25 protein-coding genes are annotated in these 24939 nt (G+C 50.1%); 21 read left to right on the top strand and 4 right to left on the bottom strand.

The window, feature by feature from the left end; genetic code table 11:
* Positions 1 to 309: 309 nt before the first annotated feature.
* From gyrB to dnaA, 4 genes are all read right to left on the bottom strand, one after another.
* Complete coding sequence (gyrB, locus tag KJB30_RS02825) at positions 310 to 2718, bottom strand: DNA topoisomerase (ATP-hydrolyzing) subunit B (protein WP_214296421.1); 2409 nt, start codon at positions 2716 to 2718, stop codon at positions 310 to 312.
* Positions 2711 to 3826: a DNA replication/repair protein RecF gene (gene recF, locus KJB30_RS02830; RefSeq protein ID WP_214296422.1), complete on the bottom strand. Its 1116-nt coding sequence runs from the start codon at positions 3824 to 3826 to the stop codon at positions 2711 to 2713. The genes gyrB and recF overlap by 8 nt, the downstream gene beginning before the upstream one ends.
* 9 nt (positions 3827 to 3835) lie before the next feature.
* Positions 3836 to 4957 carry a DNA polymerase III subunit beta gene (gene dnaN / locus KJB30_RS02835; protein WP_214296423.1) on the bottom strand — a complete coding sequence of 374 codons (1122 nt, stop codon included), beginning with the start codon at positions 4955 to 4957 and terminating at the stop codon, positions 3836 to 3838.
* 207 nt (positions 4958 to 5164) lie between these two features.
* Entirely contained in the window at positions 5165 to 6517 is a 1353-nt protein-coding gene (gene dnaA, locus KJB30_RS02840; protein ID WP_214296424.1) for a chromosomal replication initiator protein DnaA, read from the bottom strand.
* Between the two features lie 344 nt (positions 6518 to 6861).
* Here dnaA and rpmH point away from each other — a divergent pair, with 344 nt between their 5' ends.
* The 21 genes from rpmH to KJB30_RS02945 all read left to right on the top strand — a co-directional run bounded on the left by rpmH (position 6862) and on the right by KJB30_RS02945 (position 24919).
* Positions 6862 to 7011 (top strand): 50S ribosomal protein L34, encoded by a 150-nt coding sequence (gene rpmH / locus KJB30_RS02845; protein WP_214296425.1) that lies wholly within the window; start codon positions 6862 to 6864, stop codon positions 7009 to 7011.
* A gap of 52 nt (positions 7012 to 7063) precedes the next feature.
* Positions 7064 to 7402: a ribonuclease P protein component gene (gene rnpA / locus KJB30_RS02850; protein WP_214296426.1), complete on the top strand. Its 339-nt coding sequence runs from the start codon at positions 7064 to 7066 to the stop codon at positions 7400 to 7402.
* On the top strand, positions 7375 to 7587 hold the full coding sequence (gene yidD, locus KJB30_RS02855; protein WP_214296427.1) for a membrane protein insertion efficiency factor YidD: 213 nt from the start codon (positions 7375 to 7377) through the stop codon (positions 7585 to 7587). The genes rnpA and yidD overlap by 28 nt, the downstream gene beginning before the upstream one ends.
* 24 nt (positions 7588 to 7611) lie before the next feature.
* Positions 7612 to 9198, top strand: coding sequence for a membrane protein insertase YidC (gene yidC, locus KJB30_RS02860; protein ID WP_214296428.1), 1587 nt, complete (start codon positions 7612 to 7614; stop codon positions 9196 to 9198).
* Positions 9199 to 9222: 24 nt separating this feature from the next.
* Positions 9223 to 10593, top strand: coding sequence for a tRNA uridine-5-carboxymethylaminomethyl(34) synthesis GTPase MnmE (gene mnmE / locus KJB30_RS02865; RefSeq protein ID WP_214296429.1), 1371 nt, complete (start codon positions 9223 to 9225; stop codon positions 10591 to 10593).
* A 31-nt stretch (positions 10594 to 10624) separates the two neighbouring features.
* A complete protein-coding gene (gene mnmG, locus KJB30_RS02870; protein WP_214296430.1) occupies positions 10625 to 12523 on the top strand; it encodes a tRNA uridine-5-carboxymethylaminomethyl(34) synthesis enzyme MnmG in 1899 nt (632 codons plus the stop codon).
* Positions 12516 to 13172: a 16S rRNA (guanine(527)-N(7))-methyltransferase RsmG gene (gene rsmG, locus KJB30_RS02875; protein WP_214296431.1), complete on the top strand. Its 657-nt coding sequence runs from the start codon at positions 12516 to 12518 to the stop codon at positions 13170 to 13172. The genes mnmG and rsmG overlap by 8 nt, the downstream gene beginning before the upstream one ends.
* Positions 13173 to 13384: 212 nt before the next feature.
* Positions 13385 to 14110 carry a glycine zipper family protein gene (locus KJB30_RS02880; RefSeq protein ID WP_214296432.1) on the top strand — a complete coding sequence of 242 codons (726 nt, stop codon included), beginning with the start codon at positions 13385 to 13387 and terminating at the stop codon, positions 14108 to 14110.
* Positions 14110 to 14511 (top strand): YbgC/FadM family acyl-CoA thioesterase, encoded by a 402-nt coding sequence (locus KJB30_RS02885; RefSeq protein ID WP_214296433.1) that lies wholly within the window; start codon positions 14110 to 14112, stop codon positions 14509 to 14511. Before KJB30_RS02880 ends, KJB30_RS02885 begins: the two co-directional genes overlap by 1 nt.
* Positions 14512 to 14558: 47 nt before the next feature.
* Positions 14559 to 15629, top strand: a complete 1071-nt coding sequence (gene mqnC, locus KJB30_RS02890) for a cyclic dehypoxanthinyl futalosine synthase (RefSeq protein WP_214296434.1) — start codon at positions 14559 to 14561, stop codon at positions 15627 to 15629.
* On the top strand, positions 15626 to 16774 hold the full coding sequence (locus KJB30_RS02895; RefSeq protein ID WP_246545445.1) for a ribonuclease D: 1149 nt from the start codon (positions 15626 to 15628) through the stop codon (positions 16772 to 16774). Before mqnC ends, KJB30_RS02895 begins: the two co-directional genes overlap by 4 nt.
* A 187-nt stretch (positions 16775 to 16961) precedes the next feature.
* The gene (locus tag KJB30_RS02900; RefSeq protein ID WP_214296436.1) at positions 16962 to 17459 is read left to right on the top strand and encodes a pilus assembly FimT family protein; all 498 of its coding nucleotides are present in this window, start codon (positions 16962 to 16964) and stop codon (positions 17457 to 17459) included.
* Entirely contained in the window at positions 17456 to 17812 is a 357-nt protein-coding gene (locus KJB30_RS02905; protein WP_246545446.1) for a prepilin-type N-terminal cleavage/methylation domain-containing protein, read from the top strand. Before KJB30_RS02900 ends, KJB30_RS02905 begins: the two co-directional genes overlap by 4 nt.
* Positions 17787 to 18452, top strand: coding sequence for a type II secretion system protein GspJ (locus KJB30_RS02910; RefSeq protein ID WP_246545447.1), 666 nt, complete (start codon positions 17787 to 17789; stop codon positions 18450 to 18452). Before KJB30_RS02905 ends, KJB30_RS02910 begins: the two co-directional genes overlap by 26 nt.
* Positions 18449 to 19387, top strand: coding sequence for a type II secretion system minor pseudopilin GspK (gene gspK, locus KJB30_RS02915; RefSeq protein WP_214296437.1), 939 nt, complete (start codon positions 18449 to 18451; stop codon positions 19385 to 19387). Before KJB30_RS02910 ends, gspK begins: the two co-directional genes overlap by 4 nt.
* Positions 19388 to 19444: 57 nt before the next feature.
* Positions 19445 to 20752: a type II secretion system protein GspL gene (gene gspL, locus KJB30_RS02920; protein ID WP_214296438.1), complete on the top strand. Its 1308-nt coding sequence runs from the start codon at positions 19445 to 19447 to the stop codon at positions 20750 to 20752.
* Positions 20749 to 21300, top strand: a complete 552-nt coding sequence (locus KJB30_RS02925; protein ID WP_214296439.1) for a general secretion pathway protein GspM — start codon at positions 20749 to 20751, stop codon at positions 21298 to 21300. The genes gspL and KJB30_RS02925 overlap by 4 nt, the downstream gene beginning before the upstream one ends.
* On the top strand, positions 21297 to 22139 hold the full coding sequence (gspN, locus tag KJB30_RS02930) for a type II secretion system protein GspN (RefSeq protein ID WP_214296440.1): 843 nt from the start codon (positions 21297 to 21299) through the stop codon (positions 22137 to 22139). The genes KJB30_RS02925 and gspN overlap by 4 nt, the downstream gene beginning before the upstream one ends.
* Positions 22140 to 22283: 144 nt before the next feature.
* Positions 22284 to 23435 carry a GspE/PulE/PilB domain-containing protein gene (locus KJB30_RS02935; RefSeq protein WP_214296441.1) on the top strand — a complete coding sequence of 384 codons (1152 nt, stop codon included), beginning with the start codon at positions 22284 to 22286 and terminating at the stop codon, positions 23433 to 23435.
* Positions 23436 to 23666: 231 nt separating this feature from the next.
* Complete coding sequence (locus KJB30_RS02940) at positions 23667 to 24326, top strand: transposase (RefSeq protein ID WP_214296442.1); 660 nt, start codon at positions 23667 to 23669, stop codon at positions 24324 to 24326.
* Positions 24327 to 24391: 65 nt separating this feature from the next.
* Entirely contained in the window at positions 24392 to 24919 is a 528-nt protein-coding gene (locus tag KJB30_RS02945) for a 3'-5' exonuclease (protein WP_214296443.1), read from the top strand.
* Positions 24920 to 24939 lie beyond the last annotated feature (20 nt).

Here is a 24939-nt window from a genome sequence, read left to right on the forward strand (position 1 = left end):
AAGGAAAAAAGCCGCTCCACCGAAAATCCTGCTGGTAAAGCGGCCTTTTATTAATTTGTCCTTGAACGCCTCATCAAATGCTCCAGGCTATAAAATATTCTCACATTAGACTAGCGCTACCTAACTGTCAACGAATCACATTTTGATCCATAGGGGAACGTGACGACTTTTGAATCGCCTTAATTTGTGAATGGTTTAGAACAGGACTTAACTAAAAAAGGGTAGCTGAATGGCTACCCTTTAATGTAGGCTAAAAACGTTTATTGGGGCCAGAAAAACATCAATTGGGTACCCCTACACAACAACAACTTAGATGTCAAGGTTGACAACGTTCAGTGCGTTCTTTTCAATGAAATCACGACGCGGCTCCACCTGGTCGCCCATCAGAATAGTGAAGATTTCATCGGACTCTACCATATCTTCAATCTTGACCTGCAGCAGTATGCGGTTTTCCGGGTTCATGGTTGTTTCCCACAGCTGCTCGGGGTTCATCTCACCTAGACCTTTATAACGTTGGATGGAGAGTCCTTTTTTGGCCTGTTCCAGAAAGAAAGCCAGCAATTCCTCGTGATTGGCAGTATCCAGCAGCTGTTTACCACCATCCTGCAGCTCGAGAATCGCACGTCCATCAGCCATTGTCTCTACTACCCGATGGTGATTTTCCACCAACAGTTCATATTCATGAGTTGAGAGCACCGAAAGTGTCTGCTGATCGATGATTGCACGGATATTTCCGATGCGGAAGGTGATGCGTTCCTCTTCCACCTGATACTCGGAACCGGGAGAAAGCATCTTCATCGCCTCCAGATATGGCTCTATCTGGGAGAGTTCTTCCAGACCTGCTGGAATATTGCTGCGGACCACTATCGAAAGCAGTTCCGCTGTAATCCCCTTTTTAACGACCTTATCAAAGATGGCTCGGTTCTCGATAAACTGCTTGATTACCGGGATGATCTGTTTGCCCAGATAGACACGGTCACCCTTTTCAAGCTTCAGAGTCAGTTCCTCGGCCCCCTCCTCCAGCAGGAAGTTCTGCATGGCGGCCTCATTTTTAAGATACATCTCTTTCTTGCCGCGCTTGACCTTGTAGAGTGGCGGCTGGGCGATATAGAGGTAGCCGCGCTCGATCAACTCGCGCATGTTGCGGTAGAAGAAGGTCAATAGCAGTGTCAAAATATGTGAGCCGTCGACGTCGGCGTCAGTCATGACGATGATGCGATGGTAACGCAGCTTGGCGATATCGAAATCATCCTTCCCGATTCCGGTGCCAAGAGCTGTGATCAGGGTGCGGATCTCCTGTGAAGCGATCATCTTGTCGAAGCGCGCCTTCTCTACGTTGAGGATCTTTCCCTTGAGCGGCAGGATCGCCTGATTCTTGCGGTCGCGTCCCTGCTTGGCGGAACCACCCGCCGAATCACCCTCGACCAGATACAGTTCGCTGAGGCTGGGATCCTTTTCCTGGCAGTCCGCCAGTTTTCCGGGCAATCCTCCCAGATCCAGTGCACCTTTGCGGCGAACAGTTTCGCGAGCTTTTCGGGCAGCTTCACGGGCCCGGGCGGCATCGATCGATTTCTCCAGAATCCGCTTGGCTACCTGGGGATTTTCCTCCAGAAACTGGGCGAGTTTCTCGTTTATCAGCGATTCAACATAGCCTTTGACTTCGGAATTGCCCAGTTTGGTCTTGGTCTGCCCTTCAAACTGAGGCTGAGGAATTTTGACCGAAATGACACAGGTCATACCTTCGCGCAGGTCATCACCGGAGATGGAAACCTTTTCTTTCTTAAGCATCTCATTGGCAGCCACATAGCTGTTCATGGTACGAGTCAGACCCGCCTTGAACCCTGCCAGATGAGTACCACCCTCATGGGTATTGATGTTGTTGGCAAAGCTGAAAATCTTCTCGTCGTAGGAGTCGTTGTACTGCATGGCTACTTCAGTCTCAACTCCCCCTTTTTCGCCTTTGAAGTAGATCGGCTTGGGGTGCAGGGCCGTCTTGCTGCGGTTGAGATATTCCACAAAGGAGTTAATGCCTCCTTCGTAATGAAACTCGTGTGATTTATTATCCACGCGCGCATCACTAATCGTAATCCTGACACCAGCGTTAAGAAATGCCATTTCCCGCAACCGCTGGGAGAGCACGTCAAAAGATATCTCGGTAGTCTCAAAGATCTCCTCGTCAGGCATGAAGGTAACCTTGGTACCACGCTTCTTGGTGTCTCCAACCATTTCCAGCGGCGCTACCGGATCACCTCTGCGATAGGATTGGCGAAACACCTTGCCATCGCGGCGGATCTCAAGCTCAAGCCATTTTGACAACGCGTTGACTACCGATACACCCACGCCATGCAAACCACCGGAAACCTTGTAGGAGTCGTTGTCGAATTTGCCGCCGGCATGCAGCACGGTAAGAACAACTTCGGCAGCTGAGCGCCCTTCTGTGGGATGCATATCGGTCGGAATACCACGACCGTTATCCACTACCGTTACTGACCCATCAGCGTTGATGGTTACCGTGACATTATCACAGTGTCCGGCCAAAGCCTCATCAATGGAGTTGTCGACGATTTCATAGACCAGATGATGCAGACCGGCACTGGATGTGGACCCGATGTACATGGCAGGCCGCTTGCGGACTGCTGCCAGCCCCTCCAGAATCTTGATATTATCCGCACCGTATTCTTCCCCAGCGCCCTGCATCGTTTTTTCCTGTTCACTCATGCGATTCATTTCCCTCAAACGTCAGATTGCCGCCCTGCACATGGAATATGCTGCAATGTGCCGCGGCGTGGCCCAATAGGGCTGGTGATCGTTCTGTTGTTGTCATAAAAACCTGGACATCCCGAGATGTGAGAAAGTCCACAAGATTAGCATGTCTGCAGGAATCGAGCTCCGAACTCATGTCATCCAGCAGCAGCAGGGGAGGCTCTTCAAACGTGGATTGAAGATTTTCCATTTCAGCCATTTTAAGTGCAAGAATAAAACTCTTCTGCTGCCCCTGGGAACCGAAAGCCTTGAGCGGCCGTCCATCCAGGAAAAACTGCACATCGTCTCTGTGCGGGCCAGCAGTGGTTGTGCCGAAACGTTCATCACTACGGCTGTGACGATCAAACAAGTCCAGTAGTTGGGGAAATATCTCCTCCCGCCGTACTCCCTGGATACCTTCCGGTCTGTACGCTATGCCGGCTGTCTCGCAGCCCCCGCTGATAGTAGCGTAATGACGCTGCATGATGTCATTGAGTTGATATACAAATTGAAGGCGCCGTTCAATAACCTCGGCTCCCATCTGGGCCAACTGTTCTGTCCAGATTTCAAGACCCGATTTGTCAGCGCTCTTCAAAAGGTGGTTGCGCTGCTTAAGAATTCGTTGATAGCCGTGCCAACAGTGAAGATATCCAATATCACTCTGATAAACTGCCCGGTCAAGGTAACGGCGGCGGGCTTCGGGTCCGGAGCGAATCATGCCGGCATCATCAGGTGAAAAAACTACTGCATTCAACTTGCCGTGAAGATCCGATGCCCGATGCAGTGCCTTGCCATCCAGCTCAACCCTGCGGCCGCCAGGTTCAAGAGTTGCCTTTATGCTGTTATGAATGCCTGCTGATGCAATATCACCCTGTATCCTGGCCTGAGGCTGTCCATGTCTGATGTACTCGGGCAAGCGGGCAGACCGAAAAGAACGGGTATTTCCCAGCAAATAGACTGCTTCCAGGAGATTGGTTTTGCCCTGGCCATTAAGACCGTAAAAAAGGTTAAATCGTCTGCCCGGCTCTATCCGTACCGCTTCAAGGTTTCTAAATCCGACAATAGCAAGATATCTTAGATACATGTACCTCTGTTACAGCCTCATGGGCATGATGACTGCCAGAAAACTTTCAGATTTTTCAGGAACTATTATCGAGGGAGAAAGTTCATCTTTGAATTTCATGTCCACATGTTCAGTTTCTGCCACTGCCAGGACATCCAGCAGGTAACGGGCATTGAATCTCACCGTCAGCGGCTCTCCACCGTAATTGACATCAATCTCTTCCATGGCATCACCCAGTTCTGGATTGCTAGAGGAAATCTTGATGTCTGTGGCGGATATCTCAAGCATGATGCCTTTGAATTTTTCGCTTGAAAGGATTGCCATCCGGCGTACCGAATGGGTGAAGTCTTCTTTGTTGATAGTAATGACCCGATCATTGGCAGCGGGAATAACTCGGGTGTAGTCAGGAAATTCGCCATCCACCAGACGCATGACCATATAGGAATCTCCACGCTTGATCACGGCGCTGTTATCCATGAAACCAAACATCAATATGCCGTCTTCTTCATCCGTAATCTTTTTCAGCTCATTAATACCTTTTTTAGGAAGAATTACTCCTTTGAGAAGTTCAGGTCCTGCAGTTCCTTTAAGCGCTCCATTAGCAATGGAAAGGCGATGGCCGTCTGTGGCAACCATTTTAAGAATCTGGTTCCCATCAGGTGCAATCTCCACCTTGGTAAACAAACCATTGAGATTGTATTTGGTATCATCGGTACAGATTGCATAGGATGTTCGTTCAATCATTCCTCGCAGCAGTCCACTTTCAATTTCAAAGAGATTCTCTTCCTTGACGGTGGGGAAGTAAGGAAATTCTTCTGATGACAAACCAACAATATTGAAATGAACCTTGCCACATTTTATTTCGACCCAGTCATTATCTTTTGTTGAAAAGGTAATGATCTGATTCGGAAGTTCCTTAACAATTTCATATAGCTTCTTTGCACCAACGGTGATTTTACCCGAAGTTATTATTTCAGCCGGATAACTGCTTTTCATTCCTACTTCAAGATCAGTTGCAGTGACATACAAAACTGATTCCGTGGCTTCAAGCAGTACATTTGACAGAATGGGCATGGACGTTTTTTTTTCCACAATTCCCTGGATCTTTTGTAATGACTTGAGGAACACCTCTTTGTCGATTTTGAATTCCATATGCCACTCCTTACAGTCTTTATCTTTTTTAAATCTTTAAAACCTTGTTGTTATTATAGGGGCTGTGAATTTGGTGATAACCATGTATCTGTTTGAACAAAAAGAATAATGCTGCTTACTGACATGTTGATGATTCGAGTGATAAAATATTAGTTACCAACAGCCGGAATGTTATTCACATTCTGTGAAGAGGATATGAACAGGTTATTATTTCAATAATTCGTTTTTAATCTCATCAACGAAACGGGCCAGTTTTAGATCATCCTTTATCATCTGATCGATTTTTTTGGCTGCATAAATAACAGTCGAATGATCCTTGCCACCAAAACGTGCACCGATATCAGGATAAGATGCTTTTGTCATGTCACGGCAGAGCCAGATTGCTATCTGACGTGCCTGAACAAGATTTTTAAGCCTCTTGCTTGATTTGAGATCGGCTATTTTTAAACCACAATGCTCTGCAACAACTTTCTGAATGAGTTCGACAGTAATATCCTTGCGACGATCACCAAGGATATCTTTCAGAGTTTCTCGGGCCATGTCGAGGGAAATAGGCACACTTTGCAGACTACTGTAAGCGCCTAATCTGATCAGCATGCCTTCAAGCTCGCGTATATTACGGGTATCACTTGCTGCCAGAAAATAAACAACATCTTCAGGAAGCTTGATCCCGGTGATCTGCGATTTTTTATTAAGAATAGCTATTTTTGTTTCAAGGTCAGGTGGTTGAATATCAGCTATCAGCCCCCATTCGAAACGGGATCGAAGACGTTCTTCAAGGTCCAGTATTTCACGGGGAAATTTGTCAGATGTAATTACTATCTGTTTATGCATATCGTATAAAGCATTGAAGGTATGAAAAAATTCTTCCTGAGTGCCTACTTTTCCCGAAATAAACTGAATATCGTCAATCAGGAGTACATCAAGATTTCTGAAACGATTTCTGAACTGTTCCATCCTTTTTTGTCGCAGTGCATTAACCATTTCGTACATGAATTTTTCAGCAGAGCAGTAACATACATTCAATTCAGGCGATGTTCCCCGAATGGTATGACCTATGGCATTCAACAGGTGGCTTTTACCGAGACCTACACCCCCGTAGATGAAAAGCGGGTTGTAGGTATCAGCTGGATTGTTGGCGACAGCCATGGCGGCAGCATGGGCAAACTGATTTCCAGTTCCACTCACGAAAAGTTCAAATGTATATTTGTAGTTCAGTGGAGTGAATGTTGATTCTGGAGAGGGATCTTTAATTTGCTCGTTTTCTTCATGACCCTTTATGATGAGATCTTCTGGCTGCAACTGTTCTGCTTCAGCATCATGTTCCCTAATGATAAAGGTAATGGAAACATTTTCACCGGCTGTTTTGGATAAAGCATCAACCAAAGACTTCAGGTGATGTTCCTCAAGCCATTCTTTGAAGAACAATGTCGGGACAGAGAGATACACTGAATCGTTTTCGATGTGGCTGAAACGAATTGGTTTAATCCAAGTGGTAAAATCGCGTTCGGAAAGAACTCTTTCCAGGTTTTCTACTGCTTGCTGCCAAGCTTCTAACATAAGGTCACATTTATATAAAAAGGATGGTTATCCACATTGATTCGAATGGTGAAAACATCAATGGAATAAGCTGGTTCATGTATGCAGATGGGGTAGATACCGAAGGTTATCAACATGATTCTCAACACCTGTTGATAATTATTTTCCATTACATATCAACAATTTATAGGTATTTATTTGATATTATGCGGTTTTTTAAGAAGCAGCAGATTAACAGAGGATGCCCGCTTTTTCAAGGCAAATAACATGCTTGATCTTCCAGGTAACTTGAATATATTCTTGACAACATCATCCATTCATGATTAAAGACTTGTTTCCTATAAAAATTAATTCGGAGTGGTTATATGAAAAGAACATTTCAACCAAGCAATACCTCCCGCAAACGTACTCATGGATTTTTGGTAAGAATGGCTACCAAAAACGGTCGTCTTGTAATCAAGCGCAGAAGGGCAAAAGGCCGTAAAAATCTTTCAGTACGCATTGCCGTCAAGTAATTCAATAATCAGCGGTCAGAACGATATCGGCACGTTTCCAAAGCATGTTCGCTTGAGACGACGTGCCGAATTTCTGAAACTTTTTGATTCTCCGAATAAAATTAGTGCCAAAGGCTTTCTTATCGTCTGGCAGATGAACGCTTTGAATACTCCGCGCCTGGGAATCACCGTTAGTAAAAAGGTTGGATGCGCTGTTGTTCGTAACCGGATCAAGCGCTCTACTCGGGAAGTTTTCAGAATGAATAGACATCAGTTGCCACTTGTGGACCTGAATGTTATTGCAAGGCGTGAATCAGCACTGATGGACTTCGCCAGTATTAAATGGGAACTTGAAAAAGCCTTCAGGCACATCGGCGCGTCCACATGCTCAAAAGAATTGTTCTCCTCGTAATCAGGCTCTACCAGAAGCTGATCTCTCCGCTTTTGCCTCACGCCTGTCGTTTTTATCCCTCCTGTTCCGAGTATTCCCGACAATCAATTCAACAACATGGATTTGCCAAAGGCATCGGTTACACGCTGTTCAGGATTTGTAAGTGCCATCCCTTTCATCCTGGCGGGTATGATCCTGTGCCTTAGGCAATATTCAATCATGGAGCTTTCATGGAAAAGCGCGCTTTTTTAGCAGTTGCACTCTCAGTCGCAGTTTTTTATCTATTTTCATTTTTTTTCGGTCCTGAAAAAAAACCACAGGTTTCCTCTCCATCTGTTGCCCCTGTGGCAAGTCTGCAACAGTCAGCAGCTGTTCCGGTTTCGCAACTACCTGCTGTTCCAGCTCAGCCGGCCGCTGCTCAGCAGAAAGATATCGTAGTAGATACGGAACTGTACCATGCTGTTTTCTCTGCACGCGGTGCCGCTCTTAAAAGCATTACTCTTAAAAAGTATCGCGAAACAAACGCTCCTGATGGAAAACCGGTTGTTCTGGGTGCCCAGGCAGATCCCAATGTGTTAACATTTTCAACCAGGGCGACAGGCTTTAATCTTCCTGAAGGGACATTTTTTCAGACCGATGTGGATGCTTTGAACCTGGGTTCTGCTGATAAAAAGCAGCTGAGTTTCAACTACAATTCCGGGCAAGGTTTTACAGTCCGCAAGATTTATACTTTTACCGGAAACAGCTACGGTATAAACCTCGAGACTCAGGTTTTCAATAATTCTCCCGTACCTCTCGTCGGTTCGATTCAGCAGGTGCTGACGTATCCCGCGGAGCCAAAAGTCAAAGATAATCGATTTGATACGGCTGGTTCCTATATCTTTTCAGATGACAGTCTTAAAAGTGATAAGATCAAGGACGTTTCCAATACGACAAAAAAATATGAGAACAATATTCAGTGGGCCGGTTTTGCCGATAAGTACTTCCTTACCAGCGTTCTTTCCGAGAATAGAAGCATAGCATCGGTTGAACTGAAAAAAAATGGAGCCGGTTTTTTTGAATCTGTCGTTTCTTCTCCTCAGCTGACTGTTGCTCCCGGCCAGTCCGCCAGCGTGCCTTGCCGCCTCTTTGTTGGTCCAAAGGATATAGACATTCTCAAGGCTCAGGGAAATTCCCTTGTACAGTCTCTTGATCTGGGATGGTTTACGGTCATAGCAAAACCACTGCTGTACACCCTCAAGTTCTTTTACCGTTATGTGGGCAATTACGGAATCGCCATTATCATTATCACCGTAATCCTTAAGATGCTGTTCTTTCCGCTGACGCACAAAAGCTACAAATCCATGAAGGACATGCAGAAGATCCAGCCCAAGATGGCTGCTCTCAAGGAAAAATTCAAGAATGATCGTGATGGCATGAACAAGGCTGTCATGGAATTGTACCGCGATAACAAAGTCAATCCCATGGGTGGCTGTCTGCCTATGATCGTGCAGATCCCGGTTTTCTTCGCGTTGTACAAGGCACTCATGTTTTCCATCGAATTGCGGCATGCCCCTTTTATTCTCTGGATTACCGACCTTGCCGATAAAGACCCTTATTATGTAACTCCCATTATCATGGGAGCTACCATGTTTATTCAGCAGAAAATGACTCCCAGCCAGATGGACCCAATGCAACAGAAAATGATGTTGGCGCTGCCGGTTGTGTTTACCTTCATGTTTCTGAGTTTCCCCTCTGGTTTGGTTTTGTACTGGCTTGTTAACAATATCCTTACTATTGGACAACAGATGTACATCAACAAACTGGTAAAGGATTGACCAAGTGTCCCAGTGGAGTTCAACATGTATGTTCATGATACGATAGCGGCAATCAGTACGCCTCCAGGTAATGGAGGCATAGGGATTGTCCGCATAAGTGGCGAGCAGGCTGCAGACATCGCCACTGCCATTTTTAAACCAGTCTGCAACGGTGGCCTAATCAGCCACCGTTTTTATTTTGGTGTTGTAACAGATCCCATGGATGGTGATGTTATAGATGAATCAATGGCCGTTCTGATGCGCGCGCCTCGTTCATACACCCGGGAAGATGTTTTTGAGATTCACTGTCATGGCGGGATGCTTGTTGTGGATCAGGTTTTGTCACTTTGTTTAAAACATGGCGCGCGCTTGGCAGACCCTGGTGAATTCACCCGCAGAGCTTTTTTAAATGGAAGAATTGATTTGGTTCAGGCTGAATCAGTCATGGATATAATCAGTTCGAAATCTGAAGCGGCATTGCGATTGGCGCAACATCAGCGAGAAGGTCTTCTTTCTCGGCGCATTGAGGAAATTCATAAGGATCTCTTGCATGCACTGGCCCTTGTAGAAGCATATATTGACTTTCCAGAGGATGATCTGGGAGAGGCGGATCTTAGCTCTATTTTCGATCGTGTCCAGTCTGCCCGAATTATTATTGATAATTTACTGTCGGGTTTTGATGATGGGCGGGTTCTCCGAGAGGGGATTTCTGTACTTATTATAGGAAAACCGAATGCAGGCAAATCAAGTCTACTTAACCGGCTTCTCAATGAAAACCGTGCCATTGTTACGCATATTCCGGGTACCACACGTGATATCATTGAAGAAACTTTGAATATTGGAGGCCTGCCGGTTCGTTTGTTGGATTCGGCCGGAATTCGTCATACCGATGACTTGGTCGAACAGGAAGGGATACGGCGCGCTCTTGATAAAATACCGCAGGCGGATCTTGTTTTGTTTGTAATGGATGCTTCGCATTCCTTTGATCAGGAAGATCAATTGATTTTTGAGGGACTCAAGGAGAGTCGCCTCATTGGTGTATTAAATAAAAGTGATCTTCCTCCGAAACTAGAGCTGCCGGAATACTGTCAAGGGATGACATGTGTTCCCATTTCAGCGCATACTGGTGAGGGAGTTGATCTTCTCAGAGATCATATCTGCAGATGCTTTCTCCACGGTAGTGCTATCGACAGTCGTGAATTCATTGCTATTTCACGAGCACGTCATCACGATGCTCTTGTTTCTGCAGAATCTATTCTGCAACGGTTTCTCCAAGGAATACAGGTCAAAGTTGAGCTTGAATTGCTTGCGGTCGACCTTCGCGAGGCATTGCGCGCAGTTGGTTCCGTAACAGGTCAATCCACACCGGATGATATTCTGGATGTAATATTTTCTTCCTTCTGTATCGGTAAATAGTGTTTCACGTGAAACATGAGGACAAAGTCTGATGATTACTTATGATTACCTTTACGATGTAATAGTAGTCGGCGCAGGTCATGCCGGCTGCGAGGCTGCTCTTGCTGCCGCTCGAATGGGATGCAGCACGCTGCTGCTGACTATTAACCTTGACGCCATAGCAGTCATGTCCTGCAATCCTGCCATTGGGGGGCTTGCCAAAGGGCATTTGGTGCGGGAAATCGATGCTCTTGGTGGTGAAATGGCTCGCAATATCGACGCCACCGGCATTCAGTTTCGAGTATTAAATACCCGTAAGGGCCCTGCGGTTCGTGCATCACGCGCTCAAGCCGATAAACAGCTGTACCGCTTGCGCATGAAAAAGATTATGGAAAACCAGGAAAATCTCCAAATCAAGCAGGGTGAGGTTACTGCTTTGTATCTGGAGGGAAGTGCCGTTGGCGGAGTTGATACGCGTTCCGGTCTCAGGTACCTCGGTAAAACGGTAATCATAACAACCGGAACATTCATGCGTGGACTCATTCATATTGGGCTTAACAATTATCCTGGAGGGCGCGCCGGAGATCTCCCATCACTAGGTTTGTCGGACCAACTTCGCTCTCTTGGCTTTGAAGTCGGCCGACTTAAAACAGGGACTCCGGCGCGCCTGGACAGTAGGACCATTGATTTTTCGAAACTTGAGCCTCAATATGGTGATGCGCGACCGGTTCCTTTCTCTTTTTCCACCCAGCAGATCACAATGCCCCAGGTGCCATGTCACATTGCCTACACTAATCCACGATCACATGACATTATCCGTTCCTCCCTGGACCGTTCACCATTGTATGCTGGAGTAATTGAAGGAATCGGTCCACGCTATTGCCCTTCCATTGAAGACAAGGTAATGCGTTTTCCTGACAAGGAGCGGCACCAGACCTTTATTGAGCCGGAAGGCCTTGATACTGTAGAAGTCTACCCGAGTGGAATGTCTACCTCTTTGCCTATTGATGTGCAGATAGCTTTTTACCGTTCTATAGAAGGACTTGAACGGGTTGAAATAATGCGTCCAGCCTATGCCATCGAATACGATTACATCGATCCGGTACAATTGCACGCTACTCTTGAAACAAAAGCAGTGGCAAACCTTTATCATGCCGGTCAGATCAACGGTACTTCCGGATATGAGGAAGCAGCAGGGCAGGGGCTCATTGCGGGGATAAACGCCGCCCTACGCTCACAAGGCAAAGAACCTTTTGTCTTGTCGCGGGAGGAAGCATACATCGGCGTTATGATTGACGACCTTGTGACGCTGGGGACCAAGGAACCTTATCGCATGTTTACCTCGCGAGCTGAATACCGTCTGCTTTTGCGTGAAGACAATGCGGATCTTAGGTTGACCCAAAAAGGGTATGATATTGGCCTGGTGACTGAGAGTGTTCATGGCGAGTTTGTACGAAAGCGCGAGCATATCAAAAGCGAATACTCCCGGGTGACCACCACACGATTGTCTGTCGATGATGACCAGCAACAGTTTCTCTCTTCAAAAGGGATTAATGATCTGCAAAAAGGAACGACCTTGGAGCAGTTGCTCAAAAGGCCGGAAATCACCTATGCGGATCTGGCCATGCTGGATAATGTTTCACGTGAAACGCCGCCGGCAGTACAGGAGCAGGTCGAAATCCAGGTGAAGTATAAGGGATATATCGACCGGCAGCTGGAACAGATTGAGAGGGCTGCTAAGCTGGAACATTCCAAAATCCCACCTGAAATGGACTTTGTTGCTATCAACGGTCTTACCACGGAAGTCCGCGAAAAACTGAAGAAGCATCGTCCGGATACATTAGGCCAAGCTTCGCGTATTCCAGGTGTAACCCCGGCAGCAATTTCTGTGTTGTCTGTGGCGATAAAAGCATGGGTAGGAAGAAAATCAGGGAACGGCACCTATGAATAGCGTCTTTTTGCGAAAGTGTATCAGCGAAGCTGGTCTTGAGATTACCGAATACCAGATCGAAGCACTTATTACCTTTGCCGAGGAACTGAAGAAGTGGAACCAGAAAATCAACCTCACAGCTATTACGAATGACGATGAAATCGCGATCAAACATTTAGTGGATGCTCTTTTTTTCGCAAACTTCATTGGAACATGTGAAACAGTTCTGGATATTGGCTCAGGTGCAGGCATTCCATCAATTCCTCTGAAAATCGTCAAACCAGAGATGCCTGTTGTTTCGGTTGATGCGGTGGCCAAAAAAATTCATTTCCAACGGCACATAGCGCGTCTTTTGAAATTTGACCATTTCGAGGCATTGCATGTGCGAGTTGAGGAGTTGCAAAAAACTTCTGCCAACAGTTTTGACGTGATTACTTCACGAGCGTTCTCTTCTCTTGAAACGTTCGTCAGATTGGGCGCACCACTTTTGCATGAAAGCGGACGTATGATTGCAATGAAGGGACCTATTGCAGACAAGGAAACACAACTTAAAGATGAAGAGCTTCTTGCTGATTTGGGATTCAAAATAATTGACGTTCATTCCTATTCACTACCCTTTAACAGCGGAAAACGATCACTGATTTTGATAAAACCTTGCAAAGCCGCTTAAAATGGGCATCCGGAAGCAAAGTTTAAAATTTGGCGCAGAAATGGATATTTTTGCATTCCCCTTATCGGTACCTTCTTTTTGTGCTCAAATGGCTTCAGGGTCAAATATGGGACATTTTAGGCTGAGTGTGCCAAAAATGCTTAATTTCTGTTAGAATCAAGTTGCAGATGAGTTTGTTCTGCACTAAAGTGGCAAGTCTTTGGAGGCTGGAGATGAAAAGAACAATCTGTCTTCTGATAATTGCAGCTCACCTCTCTGCCTGTGCAACGTATGAGACCAGGTCCGTTTCCTTCAAACCGCCTCAAGCTTATAGCAACTATCAGGATGTAACAGGTCTTAAGGTAGGAGCTGAAGCTTTTGCCGACAAAAAACGTTCCGAGGCTGCATTCGGATTTGACATTCAGGGTGCCGGCGTGCTGCCGGTGCAGATTGTGCTTGATAACAAAAGCGGACAGGGCGTGGAGGTTGTCAGCGGTCAGACGTTCCTGGTGGATAAATCCGGTGGCTACTGGAAGATTCTAACTAATCACCAAGCTGTAACGCGGGTACAGAAGGCTACCGAAGGTGGCGCTGTCGCAAGCGGTGCCGGAAAGGGTGCCGCTTTTGGCGCGTTGGCAGGAGCCGTACTCGGCCTTGCAGTAGGCATCGTTTCCGGACACAATGCCGGAGAAGCTGTGGTGAAGGGTGGGGTTCTTGGAGGCGCTGGTGGTGCAGTGATCGGCGGAGCGGGCAGGGCCGGCGATAATCGCGAGCAGGAACGTGACATTGCAGAGAGTATGCGGGAAAAAGGGGTGGAAGGTAAAATTATTCCCTCCGAGTCCCTTGCCAGTGGATTTATCTTTTTTCCAGCCGAAGCAGCAACAGCATCTGAACTGCGCTTGCAGGTAGTTTTTCGAGAGTCCGGTGCCATTCAGACACTTCACCTGAAGTTTCCCTGATGCAAGTTCGCGTTTATTACGAGGACACCGACGCTGCCGGAATTGTCTATCACGCCAACTATCTCAAATTTTTCGAGCGCGCTCGTACCGAATTTCTTCGCGATAATGGATTTTCGGTTTCAGAAATGGCAGCAGAAGGTCATGTGTTTCCTGTGATCAGAATGGAAATAGACCTTACTGCTCCGGCACGGCACGATGATTTGCTGACCATATTAACAGTTCCAGTGCGTGTTGGAGGGTCATCTTTCACCCTTCGTCAGCAGGTAAAACATTCCGGTAATGGACGTATTCTGGTTGAAGCTTTGGTGACACTGGCCTGTGTGAGTCCAACCTTGAAGGCAAAAAGAATCCCGGGCGAGGTTCGGAATATCCTGGAGAATTTCCTCGAATCAACGGCTTAATGCGGCTGTCTGAGCTCGGAATGATTTGAAAATTTAGAAAGTAGAAAATGGAAAAACCATCTCCCACTGTGGGCCGAGCAGGAGAGCGTATCTCTCGGGAAGAAGCCTTGAAACTTCTTCTGAAAGAAGATCTTCTGGCGCTTGGCACTGCTGCCGATACCATACGTCGTAGTTACCATCCGGATAATCGTGTAACCTTTGTTGTCGATCGCAACGTAAACTACACCAATATCTGTGAATCCAAATGTGCATTCTGCGCTTTTTACCGGGACAAATCCTCGGCTGATGCATACGTGCTGTCCAGTGAAGAAATTTACGGCAAGATTGCAGAACTTGTGGAGCAGGGGGGCACACAGCTTCTCATGCAGGGAGGGCTCAATGCCGAATTGGGCATTGAATTCTTCGAGGAGCTCTTTCGGGGCATAAAGCAGCGCTTTCCCACGCTGCAGAACCACTCCCTTTCACCTGCCGAGGTTTCCTGTATCGCCGGCACATCCGGCCTCTCCCTGGAAGAAACTCTGGCCCGGCTGAAGCAGGCCGGCCTTGATTCGATTCCTGGCGGCGGAGCTGAAATTCTGGTGGATGAGGTGCGATCCAGCATCTCCCCTAACAAAATCGGGTGGCGCCGGTGGAGTGAGGTCATGCTCGGAGCGGCCGCACTGGGGATGCCTACCACCGCCACGATGATGTTCGGCAGCAGTGAAAAAGCTGAGGACATCGTGGAACACATTTTCCGCATCAGGGAGCTGCAGGATGCGGGCGGGTCATTTACTGCCTTCATTCCCTGGACCTATCAACCAGGAAACACTGAATTAGGCGGCACTACGGCAACCGGCGTGGAATATCTCAGGGTGCTGGCACTGTCACGAATTGTGTTGGATAACATCCCTAACATCCAGGCCAGCTGGGTGACCCAAGGGGATAAGATGGCCCAGGTGGCCCTGTTTTTCGGGGCTAATGACCTGGGAGGCACCATGCTGGAAGAAAATGTGGTGGCTGCGGCAGGATGCAGCTTCCGCATGTCGCAGGAAGAAATGATATCCCTTATCCGCCGTGCCGGTTTCCGGGCGGCTCAACGTACCACTACCTACTGCATTATCAGGGAGTTTTCAGTTTGAAGGACCATACACAGCAGGCAGGAACCTGCGAAATAATAACCGGGCAAGACAGGCTGGCCGAAGTTGCTGCAGTAATCGGCAATGAACGGGAAGTTGCTGTTGATCTTGAAATGGACTCATTGCACCACTATCAGGAGAAAGTCTGCCTGATGCAGATATCAACCCGCACCGAAAGCTGGCTGATTGATCCGCTGGCGGTCAAGGATATGTCTCCTCTAACTGCAACACTGGGAAACCCCGAGATCCGGATTGTGATGCATGGTGCGGATTACGACATCCGCTCCCTGCACAGGGATTTCGGCATTGAAGTCATCAACATGTTCGATACCATGATTGCTTCCCGTCTGCTGGGGCTTACGGAGTTCGGTCTGGCAGCCTTGCTGAAAGCGCGCTTTGGCATCGAGCTGGACAAGAAATATCAGAAGGCGGACTGGAGCAAGCGGCCGCTGAGTGCTGAAATGTGTGCCTATGCCATGGCTGATACAGCCAACCTGCTCCCGCTGTACGACCAGCTCCGTGCCGAACTGGCCGAGAAGGGGCGTATCAGCTGGCTTGAGGAGGAGTGCCGCCTGGTGTGCCAGGCACGGGTAAGCGATAAGGAAGGGCCGCTGTTCCTGTCGTGCAAGGGGGCCGCCAAACTGAAGGGGCGCAACCTTGCCATTCTTGAAAACTTGCTGCAGCTGCGTGATGTCCAGGCGCGGGAACTTGACAGGCCGGCTTTCAAGGTCATTTCAGCGGAAACGCTTGTGGAGGTGGCGGAAAAAAGGCCCCGCACCCTGGGAGACCTTGCCGGGATCAAGGGGATGACTCCTGGTCAGATCCACCGATATGCAGCACAGATATTTGCTGCTATCGCCGCAGCTCTTGCTCTGCCGGAATCTGAATTGCCGCGTTTTCCTCGTCAGTTGCGGGAAGAACCGAGCAACGGTGCTAAAGAGCGACTCAAACGGATGAAAGCATGGCGGCAGGACCGCAGTAGAGAGTTGGGTCTGGAACCGGGCGTGACCGCTCCCAACTGGCTTTTGGAAGCTATCGCAGATGCAAATCCCACCACTGTTGCCGGGCTGGATACCATTGCCGGCATGCGGGAGTGGCAAAAGAAGCTGTTCGGCCTGGAATTGCTGGCGGAAATAGCGGCTGCATAAGCAAAGGAGCGAAAATGGTACAGGTATACCTCAGCAGGGCTATGCCGAATAACTGTCATCAATTCCGTTCTGTCAGCCCGATTCATAATATCCATTTCACATATAGTTCCTCTTTCTCCCCTGATACAGCCCCCCCACCAGGTGGTTCGGTGAATTTCTGCATTACAATGCAGCATTCAGGCTTGCAGTGAACCAGCGCGGATTTACACTCATAGAAATTGTCGTGGTGTTGGCAATTGTCGGCATGGTAATGATGCTGGTCATTCCGCGCCTGCCTTCCACAGAAAGTGAAAACCTGAAGAGCTCGGCGCGAGGCCTGGCAGCAGCTCTGCGTTATGTGCAGGATCGTGCTGCAACCGGTCAGGCGGGTTATTTTGTGCGGTTGGAGCCCGGGACGGACAAGGTGGCAATCTTACAGACAGCAGCTGACGGCGCCGAAAAAGAGCCGGATGATCCTCTGCTGCGGAAACCGCCGATCAGGGAAGGCATCCAGGTGGCGGACGTGGTGGTTCCCCGGCTGGGGACCGTCACCGAAGAAAAAGTGCGCATCGATGTGCTCAGCAGTGGTCTGCGCGAGTTTGTTGCAATTCATCTGCGCAGCGATAGTGGTAATTTCTGGACCGTGATGGCATTTCCAAACGGTAAAGTAAAAGTTTACGACGGTTATCAGAAAGAGTGGCTATGATGCTGTCACCATCCAAGGGCTTTACCCTGCTGGAAGTAATGATAGCTCTGGCCATCATGGCAGGTGTCGTTTTAACCGTACTTACATCGGTCAACTATCACCTGTCGATTATTTCCGCTGAACGGGATAACACTGCTCTGACTCTCCTGGCGAGGGCAAAGATCACCGAGCTCGAACAGGGGGCGCTTCAGGAAAAAAGTGAAGGCACTTTAGCCCCCATGCACCCTGAATTCACCTGGAAGTCAGAACTGCTGCCCACCCAGCTGCCGGCACTGAAGAAGCTGGTACTTCGGGTACAACGGACCGGAGACAAGCGGGAGGTGGCCCTTGTGCGATACATCGTTCCCAAATAGCCGGGGCCGCTGGCTCTGTCAGCATGGCGGGTATGGACCGAATGCCGGTTTCACCCTTCTGGAACTGCTGATCGCTCTCGTACTGCTGGCCATTCTGACAACCGCCCTCTACAGCAGTTATTTTGCGGTAATGGCGGCTCGCGAGAGGGCCGGAGAAGGGATGGAGGCACGTCGAGAGCTTGGTTCTACACTTGACCGCATGAGACAGCAGATCAATGCGGCGCAGTTTTCAACTGGTGACAAGCGCCTGCATTTTGTAGTAGAAGACCGGGATATTTTCGGGGCTCCCTCCTCCACCCTGGAGCTGACCACCCTGGCGGAGCCATCGCAACTGACCCGTCCCGAGTCGGGCGTGATCAATTCCCGTTACCACATAGTCGAACGGGACAAGCGGCGCATCTTGACGAGCAAGGACCAGGACATACTTTTTGAAACCGATACAGCACCCGAGTATCCCCAGATGGAACGCATCACCGGTTTTCTGGTGGAGTGCTACGACGGTTCCAAGTGGGTCAGGAGCTGGGATACAGCCCTGAACCTCAAGCTCCCCCAGCAGGTGCGCATCACCGTGCAGGTTGAAGAGGATGGCAGGCCAGTGGAATTCTCAACCCTGGCAGTTCCCCGGGTGAAGATACAATGATACGGCATGCAAGAGGGGAAAAGGGGTTTGCCCTGGTGCTGACCCTGGTGATAACTGCTCTGATGGTAGCGGTGACCAGCGATCTTGTGTACCAGGCCTACGTGGATATCTCACTCAGCCGGGGATTTCGTGATGGACAGCAGGCATCCTTGCTGGCAGAGTCCGGTGTCATCGGTGGTACGAAACTGCTGCAGCTTGCTTTGTCAAATCAGGAATACAGCTCGCTTTCCGATGCCTGGGCCGCTCCTCAGAAAATGGATGATGAAACAGGCACCATTGAGGTTTCAATCAGTGATGAAAGCGGTAAGATAAATCTGAATGGACTCATTTCGCCCAACGGAGAATTCGAACCCTTTACCCTTTCTGCCTTGAAAAGATTGGGAGCACGGTTGGAGATTCCCGATGAAGCCTGGAGTGCCCTGGCTGACTGGTTGGACAGCAATGACCAGACACGTTCCGGGGGAGCGGAGACTCCTTACTACGCCGCCCTGAAAATACCTTACAAGGCCCGCAATGGTGCTTTGGTCAGTGTTGCAGAGCTAACTTTGATCAAAGGATTTACTCCGGCCCTGGTCGCAAAGTTGCGCCCCTTTGTGACCACCCATGCGGGTCAGCCTAATGCGCCCTTTTCACAGGTTAACATCAACACCGCGCCCAAAGAGGTCATCGCCGCCCTGGATGAACGCATTGATGATCGTCTTGCCGAAAGGATCATGGAGGAGCGGCGCCTGAATCCTTTCAAAAACACCGGAGAACTTTCGCGCGTCCCCGGATTTGATACCATCGCAACCGGTCTTTCGGGGAGAATCAACGTCAAAGGGAACCTTTTCAGGATTGTTTCTCTGGCTCGTGTCAAGGAATCTGGTCGTAAAGTGGATGTGGTGGTACGGCAGTCGGGAACTACCCAGGATGTACTGTCATGGCAGGAGTACTAGAAACAAGTTCGGATGGTGCGGCATGAATCACATCTTGATTAACAAAAGGCCAACTCAATGGAATATCTGATACTACAGGTGGAAGAGCAGCGGGTGGACGCCGTCCGGTTTACCGCCTCGGGACGGACAATGGCGCTGGCCGGTGCTACGTCATTCGAGCTGGGTGATGAGCAGGATTTGGCCGCTGTTGCCAGACGCATCGCAGCGGACCTCAAGGGATCGCCGCGCATCGTGCTCTGTCTGCCGCCGGAGATGTTTGCACAACGCATGATCGAGCTTCCCCTCACCGATCTGCGCAAGGTGCGTGAAATATTGCCGGTACAGATGCAGGGAGAGATTGCGCTGCAGCCGGAGGAGGCTGTCTTCGATGTACTACCTTCTACGGAAGGGAAATTCCTGGCTCTCTGGGCCCGGCACACCGACCTTGCCGGAATCCTGACTACCTTCACTGAGGCGCGGCTGGAACCGCAGATAATCACTTCTGCACTGTTCGCATGGAGTGATCTCCCCGGCCTGAGCGATTCCTGCGTCGTCTCGGACGGGAGTGCCCTGGCTGTCTTCTCATCAGGCAGGCCGGTTTTCATGCGGGCATTCGGTGCTGGTGAGCTCCATCAATTGACGGCGACATTGTCGGCTCTGGAACTTTCCTCCATGCCGCTTCCTTCGCAGCTGGTGTTTTTCGGCCACCAGGCAGACAGTCTGGCAGCGGCAAACTCCTCTCGTCCCAGCGAACGTTTGGAGCTGCCAGAGTATCTTTCCACCACCATGCGGTCTGATAACAACTTTCAGCAACTGGCCGGCCTGTATGCCGTAGCCACAGCATGCCACAAGGGCACCTTGCCGGACTTCAGGCGTGGTGATCTGGCCTGGACCGCCGGGGATGTCCGGCTGCGCAGAAAGCTGATGCTGAGCTGTGCCCTTGCTGTTGTGCTGGTACTGCTTCTTTTTGCCTACAAAGGTATCCAGTACCGTCAGGCAAAGATGGACCTGGCCTCCCTGAACACTTCGATTAGCTCGATATATCGGGAAATCTTCCCGACCCGTGCGAAGGCAGTTGATGAACTGGCCGAAGTAAAGGGGGAGATCAAGAAGCTCTCCGGCATGGACTCCACCAGCGGATTCCTTGATGTCCTCAAGCAGCTGGCCGAAGCCAAGGGTGCCACCATCAACGGCCTGTACGAAGCCGAGATGGAAGGGAAAACCGTGAGGATCAAGGGGGATGCCCGCTCCGCCCAGGCGGTCAACGAATATAAGACAGCCCTTGCACCGCTGATGGCGACTATTGAAATGGGTGAAGTCAAGGGGCGTGCCGACGGAACGGTAAGCTTCAGCATGAGCGGCACCCTCAGGGAGGTAAAGCGATGAGAATCCTTGAACAGGCCCTTGATGTCTGGAGAGATCTTGACAGCCGCTCACGGCTGTGGGCAGGCTATGCCCTGATTGCCGCACTGGTCTGCGTGCTCGGCTGGAGCGCATTGGCTGCGAAAACCGCCGAGCTGGAGCGCAGGCGGCACGCACGCGAGATGGTATTGAAAGAGCTGCTGCCGCTCAGAGCAGCCTATCAGGCAGCCCGGCAGTCGGCAGACATGATGAGAGGGCGGCTCGCTTCTGTGCGCCCCGATGATTCACCGGCCAAACTGATCGAGGAGATTGGCATTCGGGGCAAGGGAATCAAGATCGCTCCGGCAAAGGGTGAGCAACGGGGCACCATGGTGGAAGATGCCGCCGACGTGCGTATCGACGGGCTCACGGTCAATGAAGCCCTCAATCTGGTGTACCGCCTTGAAAAAGGAAGCCGTCCGGTTGTACTGAAAAAAGCCAACCTCCGAACCCGCTTCGACGACCCGTCCCGCTGTGATCTTGGGGTGACCATAGCACTGCTCAAACCAGCTCCGGGGGCAGCACCAAAATGATGACCAAGCGGCGTTTTCTTCGCGGTCTCGGCCTGGCAGTGGCCGCGCTGTTCCTCTTCATTGTCTTGCTCTATGCCTTATTCCCCGTTGCACCGCTGAATAATGCAATCGCTCTGAAACTGGCCGAACAGGGGCTGACAATTGCACCGGAAGCCAGCAAGACGATACTTCCCGGCGTGGTCTGGAGTGAAGCGGCCCTCTCCTCGGCACAAGGCCCTCTGCTGGCCTTTGACAGGTTGAAGGTGCAGCCGCAGCTTGCCCCACTGCTGCTGGGGCGCATGAAGGTTGCAGCCGATCTTGCTCTTGCAGGCGGAGAGATGAACCTTCTTTATGGCCTGAACGGCAGCCAGGCACTAGCACTGCAGGCCGATAAAATTGAACTGGCAAAAGTTCCTTTTTTCAAGACTGTCCTGGGTGCCACGGCGGGTGGTCTTCTCTGGAGCGAGGGGACTGTACGGAGAACAGCCCAGGGGCTCAACGGCGAACTGAAGCTGGAAGTAAAGCAACTACAGTACAGCGGTGTCAAGATGGGTGCTTTTGCCTTACCTGACGCGGCCAACCTGCGTACCCAGGGAATGGTTCGCATCAGCGGAGGGCGCGCCCGTCTGGAGAGCTTCACCCTGCAGGGAGAGGGCATCTACATGCGTCTCTCTGGAGACCTGCCCAACGGTCCACAGATTACCTCCATGCCTCTTGACCTCACCCTTGAAATCATGCCGAAACCGGAATTCATGGAACGCCAGAAGCTGGTTTTTCTGTTGCTGGCGAAATTCATGATCTCGCCCGGAGTATACCGGGTACCGATCCGCGGAACATTGCTGAAGCCGGTTATCCTCTGACCATTCCAGCAAGTTAGAAATTCTCCGCCTGAAGATTTCCAATATAAAAAAGTGGGCCTTTCTGATTTTTTTATTTTTTCCAGAGGAAATTTGTGCTTTTAATGAGAGAGGAAGTGCAGGTATTTCAGGAACTGGAGAAGACATATGGCGCTGAAACTTGGTGAATTGCTGATAAAAGAGGGACTGTTGACCAATGAACAGCTTGAGGAAGCTCTCAAATGCCAGGTCATCTTCGGCATCAAACTGGGCAGCAGCCTGATTGAACTCGGCATGATCGACGAGAAGAATCTTGTACGGTTGCTCAGCAAGAAGCTGGGCGTACCTGCCGCCACGCATAAAGATTTACAGGAAGTATCCTTTAGTACCTACAGCCTTCTTCCTGCAGCGGTGGCTGAAAAATATCGTGTCATACCTTTCAGGCATGAGAATAAGCGTCTCAGCGTCGCAATGTCTGACCCCACTGATTTCAAAGCTATCGACGAACTCGCCTTTATAACCGGAAACATTATCCAGCCCTTCATTGCGCCGGATATGCATATTGCCTTTGCCCTGGAAAAATATTACCAAATCGCTCGTGACATGCGCTATCTCAGGGTGGGGGGAGGCGGGTTCAAGCGCCAGATAACCCCAAATGTAAACCTCCCCCCGAAAGCTGTCAAAGCGCCGCCAGTGCCGGAAAAAATTTCGGTGGCCTATGAAAAGGAAGATGGTGAGCTGCTGAATATCGAAATACCGGCAGAATTCGAAGGGTTTGGAAATCTGCCCGATCTGCCTGACGAACCCGACACACCCCAGGCACAGCTCGGCAGGTACACCATTGACCAGCTCTCCCTTGATTTTGCTGCAGCCCGTGAGCGCAACGAAGTCGCCGATGTCTTCATAAAATACCTCGGACAGGACTTCGAGAAAGGGGCGCTGTTCATCATCCGCGGCAAGATGGCAGTCGGGTGGCGGGCCATTGTCAAGGGAACCAATGTGGACAGATTCGAGGAGCTGACCATTGAACTCGCCGTCCCCTCCGTGTTGCACAATGTCATCAAGGAAGGACGATTCTGCATGGGGCCTGTGAGCGCCATCCCCGGTAACCGCCCCATAGCCGCTGCGCTGCAGCTGTCATCAGGGGACACCCTGCTGGCGATCCCGGTAATCATGGTCAACAAGATCGTCGCCATCGTGCTCGTATCGGCCGAAGCAGCAGCCCTCGGACAGAAGCTGCAGGAACTGCAGAAGCTGGTCTACAAGGCTTCTCTGGCATTTGAGATGCTGATCATCAGGAACAAGATTTTGATGACGTGACGTCTGTTTTCATATCTGGTTTACTAAAATCCCCTGTGACGGCTGTGCTGTTGCAGGGGATTTTTTTTGTTGTCAGGTGGGACGAGGAAATCAGGGCGGGGCAACCCCGAATAAGCAGGGCGGGGGAACCCCGCCCCTACGGGAATTAAACAAAAATCATTTTAATGGACTTATTTTGTCGCGAGGGTGTGATAATGTGCGCGGGACAGAGCAGGTGGTTTGGAGGTCCGCATGAAGCATGATCCAGACGTTCATCGTCGACGTTCATTTCGCTTGCGCGGATATGACTATTCCGCAGCCGGGGCGTATTTCGTGACCCTATGCGTTTATGGTCGGGAATGTCTTTTAGGCGACATAAGAAACAGCGAGATGGTTTTGAATGATGCCGGGAACGCTGTTAGAGAATGGTGGCAAGGGGTCTCCGATCATTTTGTAAACGTACATCTCGATGAATTTATGATCATGCCAAACCATTTTCATGGAATCGTTGTAATAACCGACGCGGGGACGGAGATAACCCGCCCATTATTGAAAAACGATGAAACGGCCGGTATTACCCCAGATTCACCAGAATACGTAGGGGCGGGGTCCCCCCGCCCGCTTTTGAATTCAACAAATATGAACCGAGGCGGGGCAATCCTAATGAACCAGGGCGGGGAGACCCCGCCCCTACCGACCCTTGGGCAGATCATCGGGTATTTCAAATACCAATCGACCAAGCAGACCAACCAGATGCGCGGAAATCCCGGTTGTCCGGTGTGGCAGCGCAACTATTACGAAAGAGTCATCCGCGACGAACGGGAACTGGATGCTGCGCGGAAATATATCCTAGAAAACCCGATCAAATGGGACCTGGACCGGGAGAACCCAACAAACGTACCACGCCCATAAACACAACACCGTAGGGGCGGGGTCTCCCCGCCCTGTTTTGGGTCCACCGCCCGATTTGGAGGGTCATGTTTTCGAAAAATAAGCGCTACATCTGTCTGGATGTTGAAACGACGGGCCTCTCCCCCCATCGTGGCGACAGAGTGATCGAGTTGGCCGCAATCATGGTGGAGCGGGATGGCGTTGTTGATGAGTTCACCACGCTGATCGATGTGGAATGCCGGATACATCGGGACGCCGAACGGGTCCACGGGATCAGCAGAGCAATGCTGGCGGGACATCCGAAGCCGGAAGAAGTCTGGCGCAGATTCAGGGAGTTTATCGGTACAGCGCCGCTGGTTGCCCACAATGCCCGCTTCGACCTCTCTTTCATCCGTCATGAACTGGGGCAATTGGGGTTGGAATTACAAAACCCGGAGATCTGCACCGTCAAGCTGTCCCGCAAGTTGTATCCGCATCTGTCCAGTCACCGGCTTGAATCAGTTGCACAGCACGTGCTGGGAGAGATACCTGCTGAGTGCCGCCTGCATCGGGCCTTGGATGATGCCAGATTGCTGGCGATGGTGTGGGTGGGGATGGGGATAAGCTTTCCCTAAGTAATGCGGGATAGCAAAGG

The sequence above is a fragment of the Pelotalea chapellei genome (assembly GCF_018531195.1).
Classification (GTDB): Bacteria; Desulfobacterota; Desulfuromonadia; order Geobacterales; family Pseudopelobacteraceae; genus Pelotalea; species Pelotalea chapellei.

Bases quoted from the DNA above. Each gene is read 5' to 3' on its own strand.
- KJB30_RS02935 (WP_214296441.1), top strand. From the start codon at position 22,284: ATGGCGCTGAAACTTGGTGAATTGCTGATAAAAGAGGGACTGTTGACC.
- mqnC (WP_214296434.1), top strand. From the start codon at position 14,559: ATGGAAAAACCATCTCCCACTGTGGGCCGAGCAGGAGAGCGTATCTCT.
- KJB30_RS02885 (WP_214296433.1), top strand. From the start codon at position 14,110: ATGCAAGTTCGCGTTTATTACGAGGACACCGACGCTGCCGGAATTGTC.
- yidC (WP_214296428.1), top strand. From the start codon at position 7,612: ATGGAAAAGCGCGCTTTTTTAGCAGTTGCACTCTCAGTCGCAGTTTTT.
- gspK (WP_214296437.1), top strand. From the start codon at position 18,449: ATGATACGGCATGCAAGAGGGGAAAAGGGGTTTGCCCTGGTGCTGACC.
- gspN (WP_214296440.1), top strand. From the start codon at position 21,297: ATGATGACCAAGCGGCGTTTTCTTCGCGGTCTCGGCCTGGCAGTGGCC.
- gspL (WP_214296438.1), top strand. From the start codon at position 19,445: ATGGAATATCTGATACTACAGGTGGAAGAGCAGCGGGTGGACGCCGTC.
- rsmG (WP_214296431.1), top strand. From the start codon at position 12,516: ATGAATAGCGTCTTTTTGCGAAAGTGTATCAGCGAAGCTGGTCTTGAG.
- dnaA (WP_214296424.1), bottom strand. From the start codon at position 6,517: ATGTTAGAAGCTTGGCAGCAAGCAGTAGAAAACCTGGAAAGAGTTCTT.
- recF (WP_214296422.1), bottom strand. From the start codon at position 3,826: ATGTATCTAAGATATCTTGCTATTGTCGGATTTAGAAACCTTGAAGCG.
- gyrB (WP_214296421.1), bottom strand. From the start codon at position 2,718: ATGAGTGAACAGGAAAAAACGATGCAGGGCGCTGGGGAAGAATACGGT.
- mnmE (WP_214296429.1), top strand. From the start codon at position 9,223: ATGTATGTTCATGATACGATAGCGGCAATCAGTACGCCTCCAGGTAAT.
- KJB30_RS02880 (WP_214296432.1), top strand. From the start codon at position 13,385: ATGAAAAGAACAATCTGTCTTCTGATAATTGCAGCTCACCTCTCTGCC.
- rpmH (WP_214296425.1), top strand. From the start codon at position 6,862: ATGAAAAGAACATTTCAACCAAGCAATACCTCCCGCAAACGTACTCAT.
- KJB30_RS02905 (WP_246545446.1), top strand. From the start codon at position 17,456: ATGATGCTGTCACCATCCAAGGGCTTTACCCTGCTGGAAGTAATGATA.
- KJB30_RS02945 (WP_214296443.1), top strand. From the start codon at position 24,392: ATGTTTTCGAAAAATAAGCGCTACATCTGTCTGGATGTTGAAACGACG.
- dnaN (WP_214296423.1), bottom strand. From the start codon at position 4,957: ATGGAATTCAAAATCGACAAAGAGGTGTTCCTCAAGTCATTACAAAAG.
- yidD (WP_214296427.1), top strand. From the start codon at position 7,375: ATGCTCAAAAGAATTGTTCTCCTCGTAATCAGGCTCTACCAGAAGCTG.
- KJB30_RS02940 (WP_214296442.1), top strand. From the start codon at position 23,667: ATGAAGCATGATCCAGACGTTCATCGTCGACGTTCATTTCGCTTGCGC.
- mnmG (WP_214296430.1), top strand. From the start codon at position 10,625: ATGATTACTTATGATTACCTTTACGATGTAATAGTAGTCGGCGCAGGT.
- KJB30_RS02925 (WP_214296439.1), top strand. From the start codon at position 20,749: ATGAGAATCCTTGAACAGGCCCTTGATGTCTGGAGAGATCTTGACAGC.